The 14,364-nt window shown below is 74.0% G+C and carries 18 protein-coding genes; 6 read left to right on the top strand and 12 right to left on the bottom strand.

The window, feature by feature from the left end; translation table 11 throughout:
• Nucleotides 1-31 precede the first annotated feature (31 nt).
• From ACF9IK_RS26425 to ACF9IK_RS26410, 4 genes are all read right to left on the bottom strand, one after another.
• On the bottom strand, nucleotides 32-595 hold the full coding sequence (locus ACF9IK_RS26425; protein WP_395296587.1) for a Uma2 family endonuclease: 564 nt from the start codon (nucleotides 593-595) through the stop codon (nucleotides 32-34).
• Between the two features lie 36 nt (nucleotides 596-631).
• Nucleotides 632-2,152: an anthranilate synthase component I gene (locus ACF9IK_RS26420; RefSeq protein WP_395296586.1), complete on the bottom strand. Its 1,521-nt coding sequence runs from the start codon at nucleotides 2,150-2,152 to the stop codon at nucleotides 632-634.
• Between the two features lie 78 nt (nucleotides 2,153-2,230).
• Nucleotides 2,231-2,611 (bottom strand): phosphoribosyl-AMP cyclohydrolase, encoded by a 381-nt coding sequence (hisI, locus tag ACF9IK_RS26415; RefSeq protein WP_395296585.1) that lies wholly within the window; start codon nucleotides 2,609-2,611, stop codon nucleotides 2,231-2,233.
• A gap of 102 nt (nucleotides 2,612-2,713) precedes the next feature.
• On the bottom strand, nucleotides 2,714-3,187 hold the full coding sequence (locus tag ACF9IK_RS26410; RefSeq protein WP_395296584.1) for a hypothetical protein: 474 nt from the start codon (nucleotides 3,185-3,187) through the stop codon (nucleotides 2,714-2,716).
• A gap of 137 nt (nucleotides 3,188-3,324) precedes the next feature.
• Here ACF9IK_RS26410 and ACF9IK_RS26405 point away from each other — a divergent pair, with 137 nt between their 5' ends.
• From ACF9IK_RS26405 to ACF9IK_RS26395, 3 genes are all read left to right on the top strand, one after another.
• On the top strand, nucleotides 3,325-3,906 hold the full coding sequence (locus ACF9IK_RS26405) for a hypothetical protein (protein ID WP_395296583.1): 582 nt from the start codon (nucleotides 3,325-3,327) through the stop codon (nucleotides 3,904-3,906).
• 28 nt (nucleotides 3,907-3,934) lie between these two features.
• Nucleotides 3,935-4,573 (top strand): TIGR03085 family metal-binding protein, encoded by a 639-nt coding sequence (locus ACF9IK_RS26400; RefSeq protein WP_395296582.1) that lies wholly within the window; start codon nucleotides 3,935-3,937, stop codon nucleotides 4,571-4,573.
• A gap of 133 nt (nucleotides 4,574-4,706) precedes the next feature.
• Nucleotides 4,707-5,489 carry a VOC family protein gene (locus tag ACF9IK_RS26395; protein WP_395296581.1) on the top strand — a complete coding sequence of 261 codons (783 nt, stop codon included), beginning with the start codon at nucleotides 4,707-4,709 and terminating at the stop codon, nucleotides 5,487-5,489.
• A 79-nt stretch (nucleotides 5,490-5,568) separates the two neighbouring features.
• On the opposite strand, the gene hisF is transcribed toward ACF9IK_RS26395, so the two are convergent.
• Genes hisF through hisD form a run of 8 tightly spaced genes read right to left on the bottom strand, consistent with a single transcriptional unit; the run spans nucleotide 5,569 to nucleotide 11,332 of the window.
• Nucleotides 5,569-6,339, bottom strand: a complete 771-nt coding sequence (gene hisF, locus ACF9IK_RS26390; RefSeq protein WP_395296580.1) for an imidazole glycerol phosphate synthase subunit HisF — start codon at nucleotides 6,337-6,339, stop codon at nucleotides 5,569-5,571.
• Nucleotides 6,336-6,767: a Rid family hydrolase gene (locus tag ACF9IK_RS26385; protein ID WP_395296579.1), complete on the bottom strand. Its 432-nt coding sequence runs from the start codon at nucleotides 6,765-6,767 to the stop codon at nucleotides 6,336-6,338. The genes hisF and ACF9IK_RS26385 overlap by 4 nt, the downstream gene beginning before the upstream one ends.
• Entirely contained in the window at nucleotides 6,764-7,489 is a 726-nt protein-coding gene (gene priA, locus ACF9IK_RS26380; protein ID WP_395296578.1) for a bifunctional 1-(5-phosphoribosyl)-5-((5-phosphoribosylamino)methylideneamino)imidazole-4-carboxamide isomerase/phosphoribosylanthranilate isomerase PriA, read from the bottom strand. Before priA ends, ACF9IK_RS26385 begins: the two co-directional genes overlap by 4 nt.
• A 19-nt stretch (nucleotides 7,490-7,508) precedes the next feature.
• The gene (gene hisH, locus ACF9IK_RS26375; RefSeq protein WP_395296577.1) at nucleotides 7,509-8,144 is read right to left on the bottom strand and encodes an imidazole glycerol phosphate synthase subunit HisH; all 636 of its coding nucleotides are present in this window, start codon (nucleotides 8,142-8,144) and stop codon (nucleotides 7,509-7,511) included.
• 34 nt (nucleotides 8,145-8,178) lie between these two features.
• Nucleotides 8,179-8,331, bottom strand: coding sequence for a hypothetical protein (locus ACF9IK_RS26370; RefSeq protein ID WP_313763301.1), 153 nt, complete (start codon nucleotides 8,329-8,331; stop codon nucleotides 8,179-8,181).
• Nucleotides 8,328-8,921, bottom strand: a complete 594-nt coding sequence (gene hisB / locus ACF9IK_RS26365; protein WP_395296576.1) for an imidazoleglycerol-phosphate dehydratase HisB — start codon at nucleotides 8,919-8,921, stop codon at nucleotides 8,328-8,330. Before hisB ends, ACF9IK_RS26370 begins: the two co-directional genes overlap by 4 nt.
• 6 nt (nucleotides 8,922-8,927) lie before the next feature.
• The gene (locus tag ACF9IK_RS26360) at nucleotides 8,928-10,028 is read right to left on the bottom strand and encodes a histidinol-phosphate transaminase (RefSeq protein WP_395296575.1); all 1,101 of its coding nucleotides are present in this window, start codon (nucleotides 10,026-10,028) and stop codon (nucleotides 8,928-8,930) included.
• Nucleotides 10,025-11,332: a histidinol dehydrogenase gene (hisD, locus tag ACF9IK_RS26355; protein WP_395296574.1), complete on the bottom strand. Its 1,308-nt coding sequence runs from the start codon at nucleotides 11,330-11,332 to the stop codon at nucleotides 10,025-10,027. The genes ACF9IK_RS26360 and hisD overlap by 4 nt, the downstream gene beginning before the upstream one ends.
• Nucleotides 11,333-11,422: 90 nt before the next feature.
• Here hisD and ACF9IK_RS26350 point away from each other — a divergent pair, with 90 nt between their 5' ends.
• The 3 genes from ACF9IK_RS26350 to ybaK all read left to right on the top strand — a co-directional run bounded on the left by ACF9IK_RS26350 (nucleotide 11,423) and on the right by ybaK (nucleotide 14,347).
• Nucleotides 11,423-13,000 (top strand): oxidoreductase, encoded by a 1,578-nt coding sequence (locus tag ACF9IK_RS26350; protein ID WP_395296573.1) that lies wholly within the window; start codon nucleotides 11,423-11,425, stop codon nucleotides 12,998-13,000.
• 63 nt (nucleotides 13,001-13,063) lie between these two features.
• Entirely contained in the window at nucleotides 13,064-13,792 is a 729-nt protein-coding gene (locus ACF9IK_RS26345) for an LON peptidase substrate-binding domain-containing protein (protein WP_395296572.1), read from the top strand.
• A 60-nt stretch (nucleotides 13,793-13,852) separates the two neighbouring features.
• Nucleotides 13,853-14,347 carry a Cys-tRNA(Pro) deacylase gene (gene ybaK, locus ACF9IK_RS26340; RefSeq protein WP_395296571.1) on the top strand — a complete coding sequence of 165 codons (495 nt, stop codon included), beginning with the start codon at nucleotides 13,853-13,855 and terminating at the stop codon, nucleotides 14,345-14,347.
• The last annotated feature ends 17 nt before the right edge of the window (nucleotides 14,348-14,364 follow it).

Below are 14,364 nucleotides of genomic sequence, written 5' to 3'. Positions count from 1 at the left end.
CGTCCACTATCCCCGACCACACGCCCCGTCCCTACCCCGGGTCGGGCGCGAAGCCGTCGGTCGACAGCACGAGGGTGCGTTCCGCCAGCGGCAGGAACACGTCGTTGCCGAAGGGCACCCGCTCGGCCTCCCGGTAGGCGCCGGGCGGCTCCGGGTGACTGTGCACGGTGCAGGCCGCCTCCTCCGGGTCCACCACCACGTACAGCGGCACGCCGCACCCGGCGAGGTAGCGCTGTTTGCGGACGAAGTCACCGTCCTGCTGGGCCCGGGGGACGACCTCCAGCACCGCCCGGAGGTCGTCCGAGCGGTACCGCCCGCGGGCGCCCCGCCGCGCCCCCGGCGCGATCACCGCGAGGTCGGGCGCGTACCCGTACCGCGGGGACGGGAAGTCCACGACCTCACCGGTCAGCACGGTGCCGTGCCCCGCGAGCTGCCGCTCGACCTGGGTCGCCGCCCCGAGGGCGACCTCCCAGTGCCCCTCCCCGCGCGGGGTCATGGTGATCTTCCCCGCGGTGATCTCCACCCGGTACCCGCGCGGGAGGCGCACATCCGCGAGGGCGTCCCAGGCCGATCCGGCGTCCTGCTGGTCCGACATGCCCGCCTCCTCGCCGCCGCACCGCACCGGCGCGGCTCACACCTCCGGCGTGCGCAGCGTATTCGCGGTGGCCACCGCCCGCAGGACGGCCGCCGCCTTGTTGCGGCACTCGGTGTCCTCGCCGTGCGGGTCCGAGTCGGCGACCACTCCCGCGCCCGCCTGGACGTAGGCGGTGCCGTCGCGCAGCACGGCGGTGCGGATGGCGATCGCGGTGTCGGAGTCCCCGGCGAAGTCCAGGTAGCCGACGCAGCCGCCGTACAGGCCCCGGCGGGTGGGCTCCAGCTCCTCGATGATGCGCATCGCGCGCGGCTTCGGCGCGCCGGAGAGGGTGCCGGCCGGGAAGCAGGCGGTCAGTACGTCGAAGGCGGTCCTGCCGGGCGCCACCCGGCCGGTGACGGTCGAGACGATGTGCATGACGTGGCTGTACCGCTCGATCTGCATGAAGTCGACCACCTCCACGCTGCCCGGCGCGCAGACCCGGCCGAGGTCGTTGCGGCCGAGGTCGACCAGCATCAGGTGCTCGGCCCGCTCCTTCGGGTCGGCGAGCAGTTCGGCGGCCAGCTCGGCGTCCTCGTGCGGGGTGGCGCCGCGGTGCCGGGTGCCGGCGATCGGGTGCAGCATCGCCTCGCCCTCGGTGACCTTGACCAGCGCCTCCGGGCTGGAGCCGACCACGTCGAAGCCGCCCTCGGCGCCGCCGTCCGCCCCGGGGAAGCGGAACAGGTACATGTACGGGCTGGGGTTGGTGGTGCGCAGCACCCGGTAGACGTCCAGCGCCGAGGCCGGGCAGGGCGCCTCGAACCGCTGCGAGGGCACCACCTGGAAGGCCTCGCCGGCCCGGATCCGCTCCTTGACCTCCTCCACGGCCGCCCGGTAGGGCGCCCCGCCGAACGGCGAGCGCACCTCGCCGGGGCCGGCGGGGGTGAAGGTGGCCAGGCCCGGGTCGACCGGCTTCAGCAGGTCGGTCTCCATGGCGTCCAACCGGGCCACGGCGTCCGCGTAGGCCTCGTCCACGCCGCTCGCCAGGTCGTTGTGGTTGACGGCGTTGGCGATCAGCAGCACCGTGCCGTCGGCGTGGTCCAGCACGGCGAGGTCGGTGGCCAGCAGCATGGTGAGCTCGGGGAGCCCGAGGTCGTCCGGGTTGAGGTCGGGCAGCCTCTCCAGCCGGCGGACGACGTCGTAGCCGAGGTAGCCGACCAGGCCGCCGGTGAGCGGGGGCAGGCCGTCGTCGGTGTGGCGCGGGGTGTGCAGCGCCTCCAGCGCGGCCCGCAGCACCTGGAGCGGGTCGCCCGTGGTGGGGATGCCCACCGGCGGGGTGCCGAGCCACCGGGCGTTCCCCTCCGGGTCGGCGGTGAGCACCGCGGCGCTGCGGACGCCGACGAAGGAGTACCGGGACCAGCTGCGGCCCTGCTCCGCGGACTCCAGCAGGAAGGTGCCGGGGCGCTCGGCGGCGAGGCTGCGGTAGAGGCCGATCGGGGTGAGCCCGTCCGCGAGGAGCCTGCGGGTGACCGGGATGACCCGGGTGTCGGCGGCGAGCTTGCGGAAGGCTTCGAGGTCCATGACGGGCGGCACCTTCTGGTCGTGGTCGGCTTCTGGCGGCGTTCGGCGGTGGAGCGGGCGGCGCGGCGGCCGGCGGGATCAGCCGAGCGGGAGCAGGTCGGCGTCGAAGCAGGTGCGGTCGCCGGTGTGGCAGGCGGCCCCGGTCTGGTCCACCTTGACCAGCAGGGTGTCGCCGTCGCAGTCCAGCGCGACCGACACGACCCGCTGGGCGTGGCCCGAGGTGTCGCCCTTGACCCAGTACTCCCGGCGGCTGCGGCTCCAGTAGGTGCAGCGGCCGGTGGTGAGGGTGCGGTGCAGCGCCTCGTCGTCCATCCAGCCGAGCATCAGCACCTCGCCGGTGTCGTGCTGCTGTGCGATGGCCGGGAGCAGTCCGTCCGGAGTGCGCTTGAGCCGGGCGGCGATCTCGGGGGCCAGCGCGGTGGAGCCGGGGACGGCGGGCGTGGCGGGGGTGGTGGACATGCGCCCATTGTGTCAGCCCGGCCCCGCGCACACGTGCGCCGTCCGGCGACCGGGCGCCCCGCCCCGGGCCGGAGGGGCGCGGCGGCGCGAAGGGCCCTCGGCTCAGTCCGGCCGCTCGCAGCCTTCGGGCCAGACGCGGTGGACGAACAGCCCCGCCTGCTGTGCCAGTTCGGCGACGCGGGCCGGCTCGCTGCCGGGCTCGCCGTCCCAGACCGCGATCAGCTCGTCGATCATGCCGACCAGGGCCCGGCCGGTGTCGTCGCCGAGGCCCCCGTGCTCGACCGGGGCCAGCCGGTGGACGGCGTTGGCCTCGTTCATCAGCTGCAGCCGGGTGCCGCGGTGCCGGTCGTCGGCGCGGCCCACGACGGGCGCGCCGGCGGGGACGACGACCTCCACCTTGCCGCCGTGCTCCAGCACCGACCGGGCGAACCAGCTCTCCGGGCCCTCGTCGGCGCAGGTGACACCGACCAGCTCGTACGGGCCGAAGGTGGTGACGAGCCGCCAGAGGTCCCCGCGGACCAGCATCTCGGTGATGCCCCCCGACAGGCCCCGGTGACCGGTGATTCCGACGCGCATCCGCATACTCCAGGGATCGTGTCGTGCCGGGGCGAGCCTATCCGACCGCGCCGGCCCCTCCGGTCCGTGCCGGTCTGCTCGTACGAGTTGTGCCAACCGCCTGCCGGGAGGAGCCGCGGTGGGCCATCCTCGTGGCCATGACCTCCGAGCAGCCGACCCCCGCGCAGCCCGAACCCGCCGCGCGCCCGCCGCGGGGCCTGGTCCTCGCCGTCGCCGCGGTACTGGCCGCGCTGCTCGCGGTGGTGGCCACGGTGCTGCTCTGGCCGGAGCAGGAGCAGACCCCGCTCCCGCCGCCGCCTTCCCCCACCACGGCCGCTCCGTCCGCAACGCCCACCCCGACCCTCACGCCGACTCCGACGCCGAGCAGGGTGGTGCCGTACACCTTCTTCCCGGTCGGGACGTGCTTCGACCACCCGCAGCAGACCAAGACCGTCACCAAGCCGGAGGCACGCCCCTGCGAGGGCGAACACGACGGCGAGGTCGTCGCCGACCTCCTGCTCCCGGACGGACTGACCGAGACCCAGCTGAACAAGGCCGTCCGGGACGGCTGCAAGGAGCCGCTGGCCGCGGCCGAGGCCCGGCAGGGCGGCGGGACGTTCTACCCCCTGCCGATCGGGCCGCCGATGGCGCAGTACCGGCAGGGCTGGCGGGACTACACCTGCTCGCTCACCTCCGGCACCCGCCCGGGCACCCCCAAACTCACCGGGCACCTCAGTTGACGCGGTGAGGACGCCCTACGCTGACACCATGTCGAACCACGCCCTCGCCGAGCGCCACCGGTTGGCCGAACTGCTGGCCGCCGCCGGGCCGGACGCGCCCACCCTCTGTGCCGGGTGGTCCACCCGGGACCTCGCCGCCCACCTCGTCGTCCGGGAGCGGCGGCCGGACGCCGCGGCGGGGATCCGGGTCGGCGCCCTCGCCGGCCACACGCACCGGGTGCAGTCCGGGTACGCCGGGCGCCCGTACGAGGAACTGCTGCGGCTGTTCCGCTCCGGCCCGCCGATGCTCTCGCCGTTCGCCCTGCCCGGCGCCGACGAGGCCGCCAACACCGTCGAGTACTTCGTGCACGCGGAGGACGTCCGCCGGGCCGGCGAGGAGTGGACGCCGCAGCCGGTGCCGCCCGGACGGGCCGACGCGCTGTGGCGCCGGCTCCCGCTGCTGGCCCGGATGGAGGCGGGCCGCCGCTCCCCGGTCCGTTTGGAGCTGGGCCGCCCGGACGGGCGGAGCCTGACGGTCGGCCCGGCCGGGGCGCCGATGGTGCGGATCACCGGCGAGCCGGGCGAGCTGGTGCTGTTCGTCTACGGCCGCGGCGAGCGCACCGAGCTGGCCGTGGACGGTCCGCCGGACGCGGTCACCGCGCTGCGGCACGTCCTGCCGCTGCCTTAGGGCGGAGGCGACGGCCCGGCCGGCGCGTGTCCGGCTGCGGATGTCGGTGGCGGGGTGCAGACTCGCTAGGGGCCGCCTCGCCGACCCGTCCGGGGTCGGCCGGCCGTCGTTTCCGTCGAAGGAGCACCACCCCATGCTCACCACCGACTTTCCCGCCGGCTCGCCCTGCTGGATCGACCTCGGCAGCCCGGACCCGGGCGCGGCCGCGAACTTCTACGGCGCGGTCTTCGGTTGGACCTTCCAGGACCTCGGCCCGGAGGCCGGCGGCTACGGCTTCCTGCAGGCCGCCGGGAAGACCGTGGCCGCCGTCGGTCCGCTGACCGAGGAGGGCGCACGGTCCGCCTGGACGACCTACTTCCGCACGCCCGACGCGGACGCCACCGCCGCCGCCGTGGAGAAGGCCGGCGGCGCCGTGCGGGTCGCCCCGTTCGACGTCATGGAAGCCGGCCGGATGGCCCAGCTGACCGACCCGCAGGGCGCGCAGTTCGCGATCTGGCAGGCCGGCACCACCACCGGCCTGGACGCGGTGTCCACCGACAACGCGCTGGTCTGGGCCGAGCTGCACACCTCGAACCAGGAGGCCGGCTTCGCCTTCTACCAGCAGGTGTTCGGGTGGCGGGCGGAGAAGTTCCCCGCACCGGGGATGACCTACCTGGTGGTCTCCCCCGCCGAGGGCGACCAACAGGCCACCACCTTCGGCGGCATCGCCCCGATCATGGCCGAGGGGCAGCCGCCGTCCTGGACGCCGTACTTCGCCACCGCGGTGGTGGACGAGCTGGTCGGCCGGGCGCAGGCGGCCGGCGGCCAGGTGCTGATGGCCGCCGAGGACGTCCCGAACGTCGGCCGGATCGCCTGGCTGGCGGACCCGTTCGGCGCGCCGTTCGCGCTGATCAAGGGCGAGCCGCAGGACTCCTGAACCCGCAGGAGCCCCGAACGGCGGCAGGGCCCGCCCACCGTGCGGTGGGCGGGCCCTGGTGCGCTCTGCCGGACGCAGCTCAGCGGACCGGGTGGCCGGCCTCGCGCAGCGCGTTCTTGACCTCGCGGATCCGCAGGTCGCCGAAGTGGAAGACGCTGGCGGCCAGCACCGCGTCCGCGCCGGCGTCCACCGCCGGGGCGAAGTCGGCCGTCCGGCCGGCACCGCCGGAGGCGATCACCGGGACGGACACGGTCTTGCGGACCGCCCGGATGAGCTCCAGGTCGTAGCCGTCCTTGGTGCCGTCCGCATCCATCGAGTTGAGCAGGATCTCGCCCGCGCCCAGCTCGGCCGCCCGGCCGGCCCACTCGACGGCGTCCAGGCCGGTGCCCCGGCGCCCGCCGTGCGTGGTGACCTCGAAGCCGGACGGCGTGTCGGTGCCCTCCGGGCAGCGCCGGGCGTCCACCGACAGGACCAGCACCTGGCGGCCGAACCGCTGGGCGATCTCCCGGATCAGCTCCGGACGGGCGATCGCCGCGGTGTTGACGCCGACCTTGTCGGCACCGGCCCGCAGCAGCTTGTCGACGTCGTCGGGGGTGCGGATGCCGCCGCCGACGGTCAGCGGGATGAAGACCTGCTCGGCGGTGCGGCGGACCACGTCGTAGGTGGTCTCGCGGTCGCCCGAGGAGGCGGTGATGTCGAGGAAGGTCAGCTCGTCGGCGCCCTCGGCGTCGTAGAGCTTGGCCATCTCGACCGGGTCACCCGCGTCGCGCAGGTTCTGGAAGTTGACGCCCTTGACCACCCGGCCGGCGTCGACGTCCAGGCAGGGGATGACTCGTACGGCGAGGGTCACGGCTGTCCGCCTTCCACAGTGCTTGCCAGCCCGGGCCGGTGGGCGGCGAGTTCCACCTCGACCAGCATCCGGGGGTCGATCAGGCCCTGGACCACCACCATGGCGGCCACCGGGCGTACGGTCTCGAAGAGTTCGCGGTGGGCACGGCCCACCGCGTCCACGTCACGGGCGTGGGTCAGGTACATCCGGGTGCGGACCACGTCGTCCGCCGTCAGGCCGTACGCGGCCAGGGCGTCCAGACCGACCCGGAAGGAGGCGATCGCCTGCTCGTACGGGTCGCCCTCGCCGACGAGGGCCCGGCCCTGGAAGGGCCGGGCGCCGGCCACGTACACGTGGTCGCCCGCGGCTACCGCCTGCGCCGAGCCGAACACCTCCTCCCAGGGGGAGACTCCGCCGACCCGACCGCGCACGACCTGACGTTCCGTCATCCTGAAACCGCCTCCAGGGCCTCTTCGAGCGTGAACTTCTGCTCGTAGAGTGCCTTGCCGACGATGGCGCCCTCGACTCCCTCGCCGACCAGCGTGGCGATGGCACGCAGGTCGTCCAGCGAGGAGACGCCGCCGGAGGCGACCACCGGCTTGGCGGTGGCGGCGCAGACGTCGCGCAGCAGCCGGAGGTTGGGGCCGGTCAGGGTGCCGTCCCGGTTGACGTCGGTGACGACGTAGCGGGCGCATCCCTCGGCGTCGAGGCGGGCCAGCACGTCGAAGAGCTGGCCGCCGTCGCGGGTCCAGCCGCGGCCGCGCAGGGTGGTGCCGACCACGTCCAGGCCGACGGCGATCTTGTCGCCGTGCTCGGCGATGACCTTGGCGACCCACTCGGGGCTCTCCAGGGCGGCGGTGCCGAGGTTGACCCGGGTGCAGCCGGTGGCGAGGGCGGCGGCCAGCGACGCGTCGTCGCGGATGCCGCCGGAGAGCTCGACCTTGATGTCCAGCGCGCCGGTGACCTCGCGGAGCAGCTCGCGGTTGCTGCCGGTGCCGAAGGCGGCGTCCAGGTCGACCAGGTGGAGCCACTCGGCGCCGGCGTTCTGCCAGGCGAGGGCGGCGGCGAGCGGCTCGCCGAAGGAGGTCTCGGTGCCGGAGGCGCCCTTGACCAGGCGGACGGCCTGGCCGTCCCGGACGTCGACGGCGGGGAGCAGTTCGAGGCGGCTCATGGTGTCAGCTCTCAGATCGTCAGAGGGTGTTGACCCAGTTGGTCAGCAGGGCGGCGCCGGCGTCGCCGGACTTCTCGGGGTGGAACTGGGTCGCCCAGAGCGGGCCGTTCTCCACGGCCGCGACGAACGGCTGCCCGTGGGTGGCCCAGGTGACCAGCGGGGGGTCGATCCGCGCGCTGTGGACCTCCATGTCCCACTGCCGCACCCCGTAGGAGTGCACGAAGTAGAAGCGGGTGTCGGCGTCGAGGCCGGCGAACATGCGGCTGCCCTCGGGGGCGTCGACGGTGTTCCACCCCATGTGCGGGACGACCGGCGCGTCCAGCGGTTCGACCGTTCCGGGCCACTCGTCGCAGCCCGGGGTCTCCACCCCGTGCTCGACGCCCTTCTCGAAGAGGATCTGCATGCCGACGCAGATCCCCAGCACGGGGCGGCCCCCGGAGAGCCGGCGGTCGATGATCCAGTCGCCCCGGACGCCCTTGAGCCCGCGCATGCAGGCCTCGAAGGCGCCGACGCCGGGGACGAGCAGGCCGTCCGCGTCCATCGCCGCCCGGTAGTCGGAGGTGACGGTGACGTTCGCGCCCGTGCGCTCGACGGCGCGCTGGGCCGAGCGGAGGTTGCCCGAGCCGTAGTCGAGCACGACGACGTTCTTGCCCATGTTCAGGTTTCCCGGTCTTTCGTTCGCTCGACGGTTACAGGCGCATCAGGCCGGAGACCAGGCACATCGCCGAGCCCAGCGCGAGGACGAGGATGACGCCCTTCGACTGCTTCTGCTTCCAGAACGAGATCACCCCGCCGGCCAGGAAGAGGCCGGCGAAGAGGAGGACAACAGCGGACTTGCTCACAGCGCACCCTTGGTCGACGGGAGGATGCCGGCCGCGCGCGGGTCGCGCTCGGCGGCGTAGCGCAGCGCCCGGGCCAGCGCCTTGAACTGACACTCCACGATGTGGTGCGCGTTGCGCCCGTACGGCACGTGGACGTGCAGGGCTATCTGGGCCTGCGCCACGAAGGACTCCAGGATGTGCCGTGTCATCGTGGTGTCGTAGCTGCCGATCATCGGCGCCATGTTCTCCGGCTCGGTGTGCACCAGGTAGGGGCGGCCGGAGAGGTCCACGGTGACCTGGGCGAGGGACTCGTCCAGCGGCACCGTGCAGTTGCCGAAGCGGTAGATGCCGACCTTGTCTCCGAGCGCCTGCTTGAAGGCGGCGCCGAGCGCGAGGGCGGTGTCCTCGATCGTGTGGTGGGTGTCGATGTGCAGGTCGCCGTCGGTCTTCACGGTGAGGTCGAAGAGGCCGTGGCGGCCGAGCTGGTCGAGCATGTGGTCGTAGAACCCGACGCCCGTGGAGATGTCGGTCCTGCCGGTGCCGTCGAGGTCGATCTCGACCAGGACCGAGGTCTCCTTGGTGGTGCGCTCGATGCGTCCGATGCGGGTCATACGGGGTTACAGCTCCTTGATCACAGTCGCGACGGCGTCCAGGAAGGCGTCGTTCTCGGCGGGGGTGCCGGCGGTGACGCGCAGCCACCCGGGAACGCCGTTGTCCCGGACCAGGACGCCGCGGTCGAGGATGGCCTGCCAGACGGCGTGGGTGTCGTCGAAGCGGCCGAACTGGACGAAGTTGGCGTCCGAGTCGGTCACCTCCAGGCCGAGCCCGCGCAGCGCGTCGACCAGCCGGTCGCGCTCCGCCTTGAGCCGGCCGACGTAGCCGAGCAGGGTGTCGGTGTGCTCCAGACAGGCCAGTGCGGTGGCCTGGGTGACGGCCGACAGGTGGTACGGCAGCCGGACCAGCTGCACCGCGTCCACCACCGCCGGGTCGGCGGCGAGGTAGCCCAGCCGCAGGCCGGCCGCGCCGAAGGCCTTGGACATGGTGCGGGTGACCACCAGGTTGGGGCGGCCCGCCAGCAGCGGCAGCAGCGAGTCGCGGTGCGAGAACTCGACGTACGCCTCGTCCACGATCACCAGGCTGGGCCGGGCGGCCTGCGCGGCGTCGTACAGGCGCAGCACCGTCTCGGCGGCGACCGCGGTGCCGGTCGGGTTGTTCGGCGAGCAGACGAAGACGACGTCCGGCCGGTGCTCGGCGATCGCCGCCTCGGCGGCGGCCACGTCGATGGTGAAGTCCGCGCTGCGCGGGCCGGAGATCCAGCCGGTGCCGGTGCCCCGGGAGATCAGGGCGTGCATCGAGTACGAGGGCTCGAAGCCGATCGCCGTGCGGCCGGGGCCGCCGAAGGTCTGCAGCAGCTGCTGGATGATCTCGTTGGAGCCGTTGGCGGCCCAGACCTGCTCCCGGGCCACCGGGTGCCCGGTGGTGCGGGTCAGGTACGCGGCCAGGGCCTCGCGCAGCTCGACCGCGTCCCGGTCGGGATAGCGGTTGAGGTTGCGGGCGGTCTCGGCGACGCGCTCGGCGATCCGGGCCACCAGCTCCTCGGGCAGCTGGTACGGGTTCTCGTTGGTGTTCAGCTGGACGGGCACGTCGAGCTGGGGTGCGCCGTACGGGGACTGTCCGCGCAGTTCGTCGCGGATCGGGAGGTCGTCGATCTTCGTCACGAGCCGGGGACACTCCAGTCGAATCGGGCCTTGATCGCGTCGCCGTGCCCGGGGAGGTCCTCGGCGTCCGCCAGGTTCACGACGTGCGCGGCGATGCCGGCCAGGGCCTCGCGGTCGTACTCGACGACCTGGACGCCGCGCAGGAAGGTCTGGACGGAGAGCCCGGAGGAGTGGCAGGCGCAGCCGCCGGTGGGCAGCACGTGGTTGGAGCCGGCCGCGTAGTCGCCGAGCGACACGGGGGTGTACCGGCCGATGAAGACCGCGCCGGCGTTGCGCACCCCGGCGGCGACGGCGTGGGCGTCCCGGGTCTGGATCTCCAGGTGCTCGGCCGCGTACGCGTTGGCCACCTTCAGGCCCTGCTCCAGGTCGTCGACCAGGATGAGGCCGGACTGCGGGCCGCCGAGCGCCTCGGCCACCCGCTCGCTGTGCCTGGTCCGGGCGACCTGCTCCTTGAGCTCGGCCTCCACCGCGTCGGCGAGCGCCGGCGAGTCGGTGACCAGCACCGAGCCGGAGGTCGGGCCGTGCTCGGCCTGGCTGATCAGGTCGGCGGCCACCTCGGTGGCGTCCGCGCTGTCGTCGGCGAGCACCATGATCTCGGTCGGGCCGGCCTCGGAGTCGATGCCGATCCGGCCGGAGAAGTAGCGCTTGGCGGCGGCCACGTAGATGTTGCCGGGACCGGTGACCATGTTCACCGGCTCGCACTCCTCGGTGCCGAGGGCGAACATGGCGACCGCCTGGGCGCCGCCCACCGCGTACACCTCGGTGACGCCGAGCAGCGCGCAGGCCGCCAGGATGGTCGGGTGCACCCGGCCGCCGAAGGCCTTCTGCGGCGGCGAGGTGACCGCGATGCCGGTGACGCCGGCCTCCTGCGCGGGCACCACGTTCATCACCACGGAGGACGGGTAGACGGCCAGGCCGCCCGGCACGTAGAGGCCGACCCGGTCGACCGGCACCCAGCGCTGCGAAACCGTGCCGCCGGGCACCACCTGGGTGGTGTGCCCGGTGCGGCGTTGGTCGGCGTGGACGGTGCGGGCGCGGCGGATCGACTCCTCCAGGGCGGCCCGCACCTTCGGGTCCAGCCCCTCCAGGGCCTCGGCGATCTGCTCGGCGGGCACCCGGGTGGACTCCAGCCGCACGCCGTCGAACCGCTCGGTGATCTCGATCAGCGCCGTGACCCCGCGATGGTGCACGTCCTCGGCGATCGGCCGCACCTTCTCCAGGGCGGCCGCGACGTCGAAGTCGGCACGGGGCAGCAGGTCGCGCGGGTCGTCGAGCGAGCCGCGCAGATCGATTCGAGAGATCACGCCAACCAGTGTAAGGAGTGGCCGGAACCGACGGTCCCGCATTTCAGTCCGTGATACGAAGGGCGAGACGACCGGGGGGACGGGGGAACGATGGCGGAACGGGCACCGGACGGCTGGACCCAGGTGGAGCAGGGGCTCTGGGAGGCGTTCCGGCACGGCCGGATCCACGACCTGCGGGCCGGCGACGCGGATCGGGACGACCCCTTCGGAGAGGCCGAATGGGGCCCCGAGCGGACCGTCCGCGCCGAGGTGCTCTCCCGGCTGCTGCTGGACGGCCCGACCGCCGTCCCCGGGCGGGTCGCCTCGCTCAAGCTGACCGGGGCCCGGATCACCGGCCCGCTGCGGCTGGCCGGCGGCACCATCGGGCACTACGTCGAGCTGCACGACTGCCGGTTCGAGCAGAAGGTCCTGATGTCCGAGGCCGAGGCCGGCACGCTGCGCTTCGTCGGCTGCCTGGTCCCGCGGCTGGAGGCCTCCCGCCTCGTCACCTCCGGCGACCTCCACCTGGCCCGCTGCCGGATACCCGAGGGCCTGCGGCTCACCGACGCCCGGATCGGCACCGACCTGCTGCTCAACCAGAGCGTGCTCGGCGCCGACCGGTACGGCCGGGCGGTGTCCGCCGACGGTCTCGGCGTCAACCAGGACGTCGAGGCCGAACGGATCGAGGTCCGCGGCGAGCTGTCGCTGCGCACCTGCCGGATCGGCGGCCGGCTGTCGCTGCGCGGCGCCCAGCTGCACGCCGTCCCCGGCAACCGCACCTGCCTCAACGCCGTCCGGATGACCGTCGGCCACACGCTCTACCTGACCAGCTCCGCCGACTTCGGCTGGGTCGGCTCCCAGGCCTACTACGGCTCCGGCTACGGCGAGAGCCCGGCGCCGGACGCGCCGAGCACGCCGTTCCGCGCCCACGGCAGGGTCCGGCTCTCGGACAGCCGGTTCGAGGGCGCCTGCCTGATCTCCGGCGAGTTCCACCTGGAGGGGGACGACGAGCTCTCCCTGCGCCGCATCCAGACGCCCGAGCTCCGCTTCAGCTGCAAGGTCCCGCCCACCGGCACCGTCTCGCTCTCCCGGGCCCGGATCGGCAACCTGGTCGACGACCCCGACGCCTGGCCGCGGGGCGGGCGGCTCGGGCTGACCGGCTTCACCTACGAGTGCCTGCGCCCGATCGCCCCGTTCACCGTCCAGCAGCGGATCGTCTGGCTGGAGGGCTCCTCGGTGGAGTTCCAGCCCGAGTCCTACGAGCAGCTGGCCGCCGCGCTGCGCCGGGACGGCGCCGACGACGACGCCCGCGAGGTGCTCTACGCCAAGCAGCGCCGGCGCCGGCAGACCCTGCCGCTGCCGGCCCGGATCTGGGGCCTGATGCAGGACGTCACCGTCGGCTACGGCTTCCGCCCCGGCCGGGCCGCGCTCTGGCTGCTGCTCGCCTGGGCGCTCGGCAGCCTCTACTTCGCCACCCACGAGCTGCAGCCCCTCAAGGCCGACGAGAGGCCGCACTGGGACCCGGTGCTGTACGCGCTGGGCCAGCTGCTCCCGGTCGTGGACCTCGGCCAGCAGGGCTGGAACCCGGGCGGCGCCGACCAGTGGGTCGTCTCCGGCCTGGTGATCGTCGGCTGGGTGCTGGCCACCACCGTCGCCGCCGGCGCCACCCGGATGCTCCAGCGCGGTTAGGTCCGCTCCTCGGGACGTTAACCCTCGGGCGGACCGGGGCCCGGGGGAACTACGCTGTGCGCCGTGACAGAACGGCTGCCGCTCTTCCCCCTGAACACCGTGCTCTACCCGGGCCTGGTGCTGCCCCTGAACGTCTTCGAGGAGCGCTACCGCCGTCTCGTCGCCGACCTGCTCGCGATGCCCGAGGACCAGCCCCGCCGGTTCGGCGTCCTCGCCATCCGGGACGGCCGCGAGGTCGCGCCGGTCCGGGCGGACGACGGCCCGGCCGGTCCGCTCGACGGCCTCGGCACCGTCACCGGCGACCCGCTCGAAGCGATGTACCACATCGGCTGCGTGGCCGACATCGCCTCCACCCAGGAACAGCCCGACGGCCGGTACGAACTGCTGGTCACCGGCACCACCCGGTTCCGGCTGCGCTCGGTCGACACCGGCGGCCCCTACCTGGTCGGCGAGGTCGAGCCGATCGAGGAGCAGCCCGGCGAGGGTGCCGGGGCGCTGGCCGCCGGCGTGGAGCGGGCCTTCCGGACGTACCAGAAGCGGCTGGCCGGGGCCCGCGAGGCCAGCACCGTCGGCCACCAGCAGCTGCCGGACGATCCGCAGGTGCTCTCCTACCTGGTGGCCGCCGCCTCGGTGGTCGGCACGCCGGTCAAGCAGGAGCTGCTCGCCTGCCCGGACACCGCGCAGCGGCTGCGCACCGAGCTGGAGCTGCTGCGCCGCGAGACGTCCGTGCTGAGCTGGCTGCCCTCGCTCCCGGCGGTCGACCTGACCCGCCAGTCGTTCAGCCCCAACTGACAGCCCACCGGCAGCCCCCGCCGACAGCCCCGACCGACTCCCGCCCCGGAGGTCCCGCAGATGGCCAGGAAGCCGAAGAAGGGCGGCCAGGGCACACCGGCCACGGTCGCCCTGGAGAACGCCGCCGTCGCGTTCACCGTGCACGCCTACGAGCACGACCCGGGGGCCGCCTCGTACGGCGGTGAGGCCGCCGAGGCGCTCGGGGTCGCCGCCGAGCGGGTGTACAAGACGCTGGTCGCCGACGTGGACGGCGTCCTCACCGTGGGCGTCGTCCCGGTGGCCGGACAGCTGGATCTGAAGGCGCTCGCCGCAGCCGTCGGCGGCAAGCGGGCCGCGATGGCCGACCCGGCCGCCGCCGAGCGCAGCAGCGGCTACGTCCGCGGCGGCATCTCCCCGCTCGGGCAGCGCCGGCCGCTGCGCACCGTGGTGGACGACAGCGCGCTCGCCCACCCCACGGTCTACGTCTCGGCCGGCCGCCGCGGTCTGGAGGTCGAGCTGGCCCCCGCCGACCTGGTCACGCTCACCGGAGCCAGCACCGCGCCGATCGGGCGCTGACCCACCGCCCCGCTCGG

Origin of the sequence: Kitasatospora hibisci (assembly GCF_043950205.1) — a bacterium.
GTDB classification, from domain to species: domain Bacteria; phylum Actinomycetota; class Actinomycetes; order Streptomycetales; family Streptomycetaceae; genus Kitasatospora; species Kitasatospora hibisci.
This window is presented reverse-complemented; position numbering and strand designations above follow the sequence as displayed.

Excerpts from the sequence above, each read along its gene's own strand:
- hisH (WP_395296577.1), bottom strand. The coding sequence starts at position 8,144 with ATGGGCAAGAACGTCGTCGTGCTCGACTACGGCTCGGGCAACCTCCGC.
- hisB (WP_395296576.1), bottom strand. The coding sequence starts at position 8,921 with ATGACCCGCATCGGACGCATCGAGCGCACCACCAAGGAGACCTCGGTC.
- ACF9IK_RS26395 (WP_395296581.1), top strand. The coding sequence starts at position 4,707 with ATGCTCACCACCGACTTTCCCGCCGGCTCGCCCTGCTGGATCGACCTC.
- ACF9IK_RS26400 (WP_395296582.1), top strand. The coding sequence starts at position 3,935 with ATGTCGAACCACGCCCTCGCCGAGCGCCACCGGTTGGCCGAACTGCTG.
- ACF9IK_RS26405 (WP_395296583.1), top strand. The coding sequence starts at position 3,325 with ATGACCTCCGAGCAGCCGACCCCCGCGCAGCCCGAACCCGCCGCGCGC.
- ACF9IK_RS26410 (WP_395296584.1), bottom strand. The coding sequence starts at position 3,187 with ATGCGCGTCGGAATCACCGGTCACCGGGGCCTGTCGGGGGGCATCACC.
- ACF9IK_RS26350 (WP_395296573.1), top strand. The coding sequence starts at position 11,423 with ATGGCGGAACGGGCACCGGACGGCTGGACCCAGGTGGAGCAGGGGCTC.
- ACF9IK_RS26420 (WP_395296586.1), bottom strand. The coding sequence starts at position 2,152 with ATGGACCTCGAAGCCTTCCGCAAGCTCGCCGCCGACACCCGGGTCATC.
- priA (WP_395296578.1), bottom strand. The coding sequence starts at position 7,489 with ATGAGCCGCCTCGAACTGCTCCCCGCCGTCGACGTCCGGGACGGCCAG.
- ACF9IK_RS26425 (WP_395296587.1), bottom strand. The coding sequence starts at position 595 with ATGTCGGACCAGCAGGACGCCGGATCGGCCTGGGACGCCCTCGCGGAT.
- ACF9IK_RS26385 (WP_395296579.1), bottom strand. The coding sequence starts at position 6,767 with ATGACGGAACGTCAGGTCGTGCGCGGTCGGGTCGGCGGAGTCTCCCCC.
- ybaK (WP_395296571.1), top strand. The coding sequence starts at position 13,853 with ATGGCCAGGAAGCCGAAGAAGGGCGGCCAGGGCACACCGGCCACGGTC.
- hisI (WP_395296585.1), bottom strand. The coding sequence starts at position 2,611 with ATGTCCACCACCCCCGCCACGCCCGCCGTCCCCGGCTCCACCGCGCTG.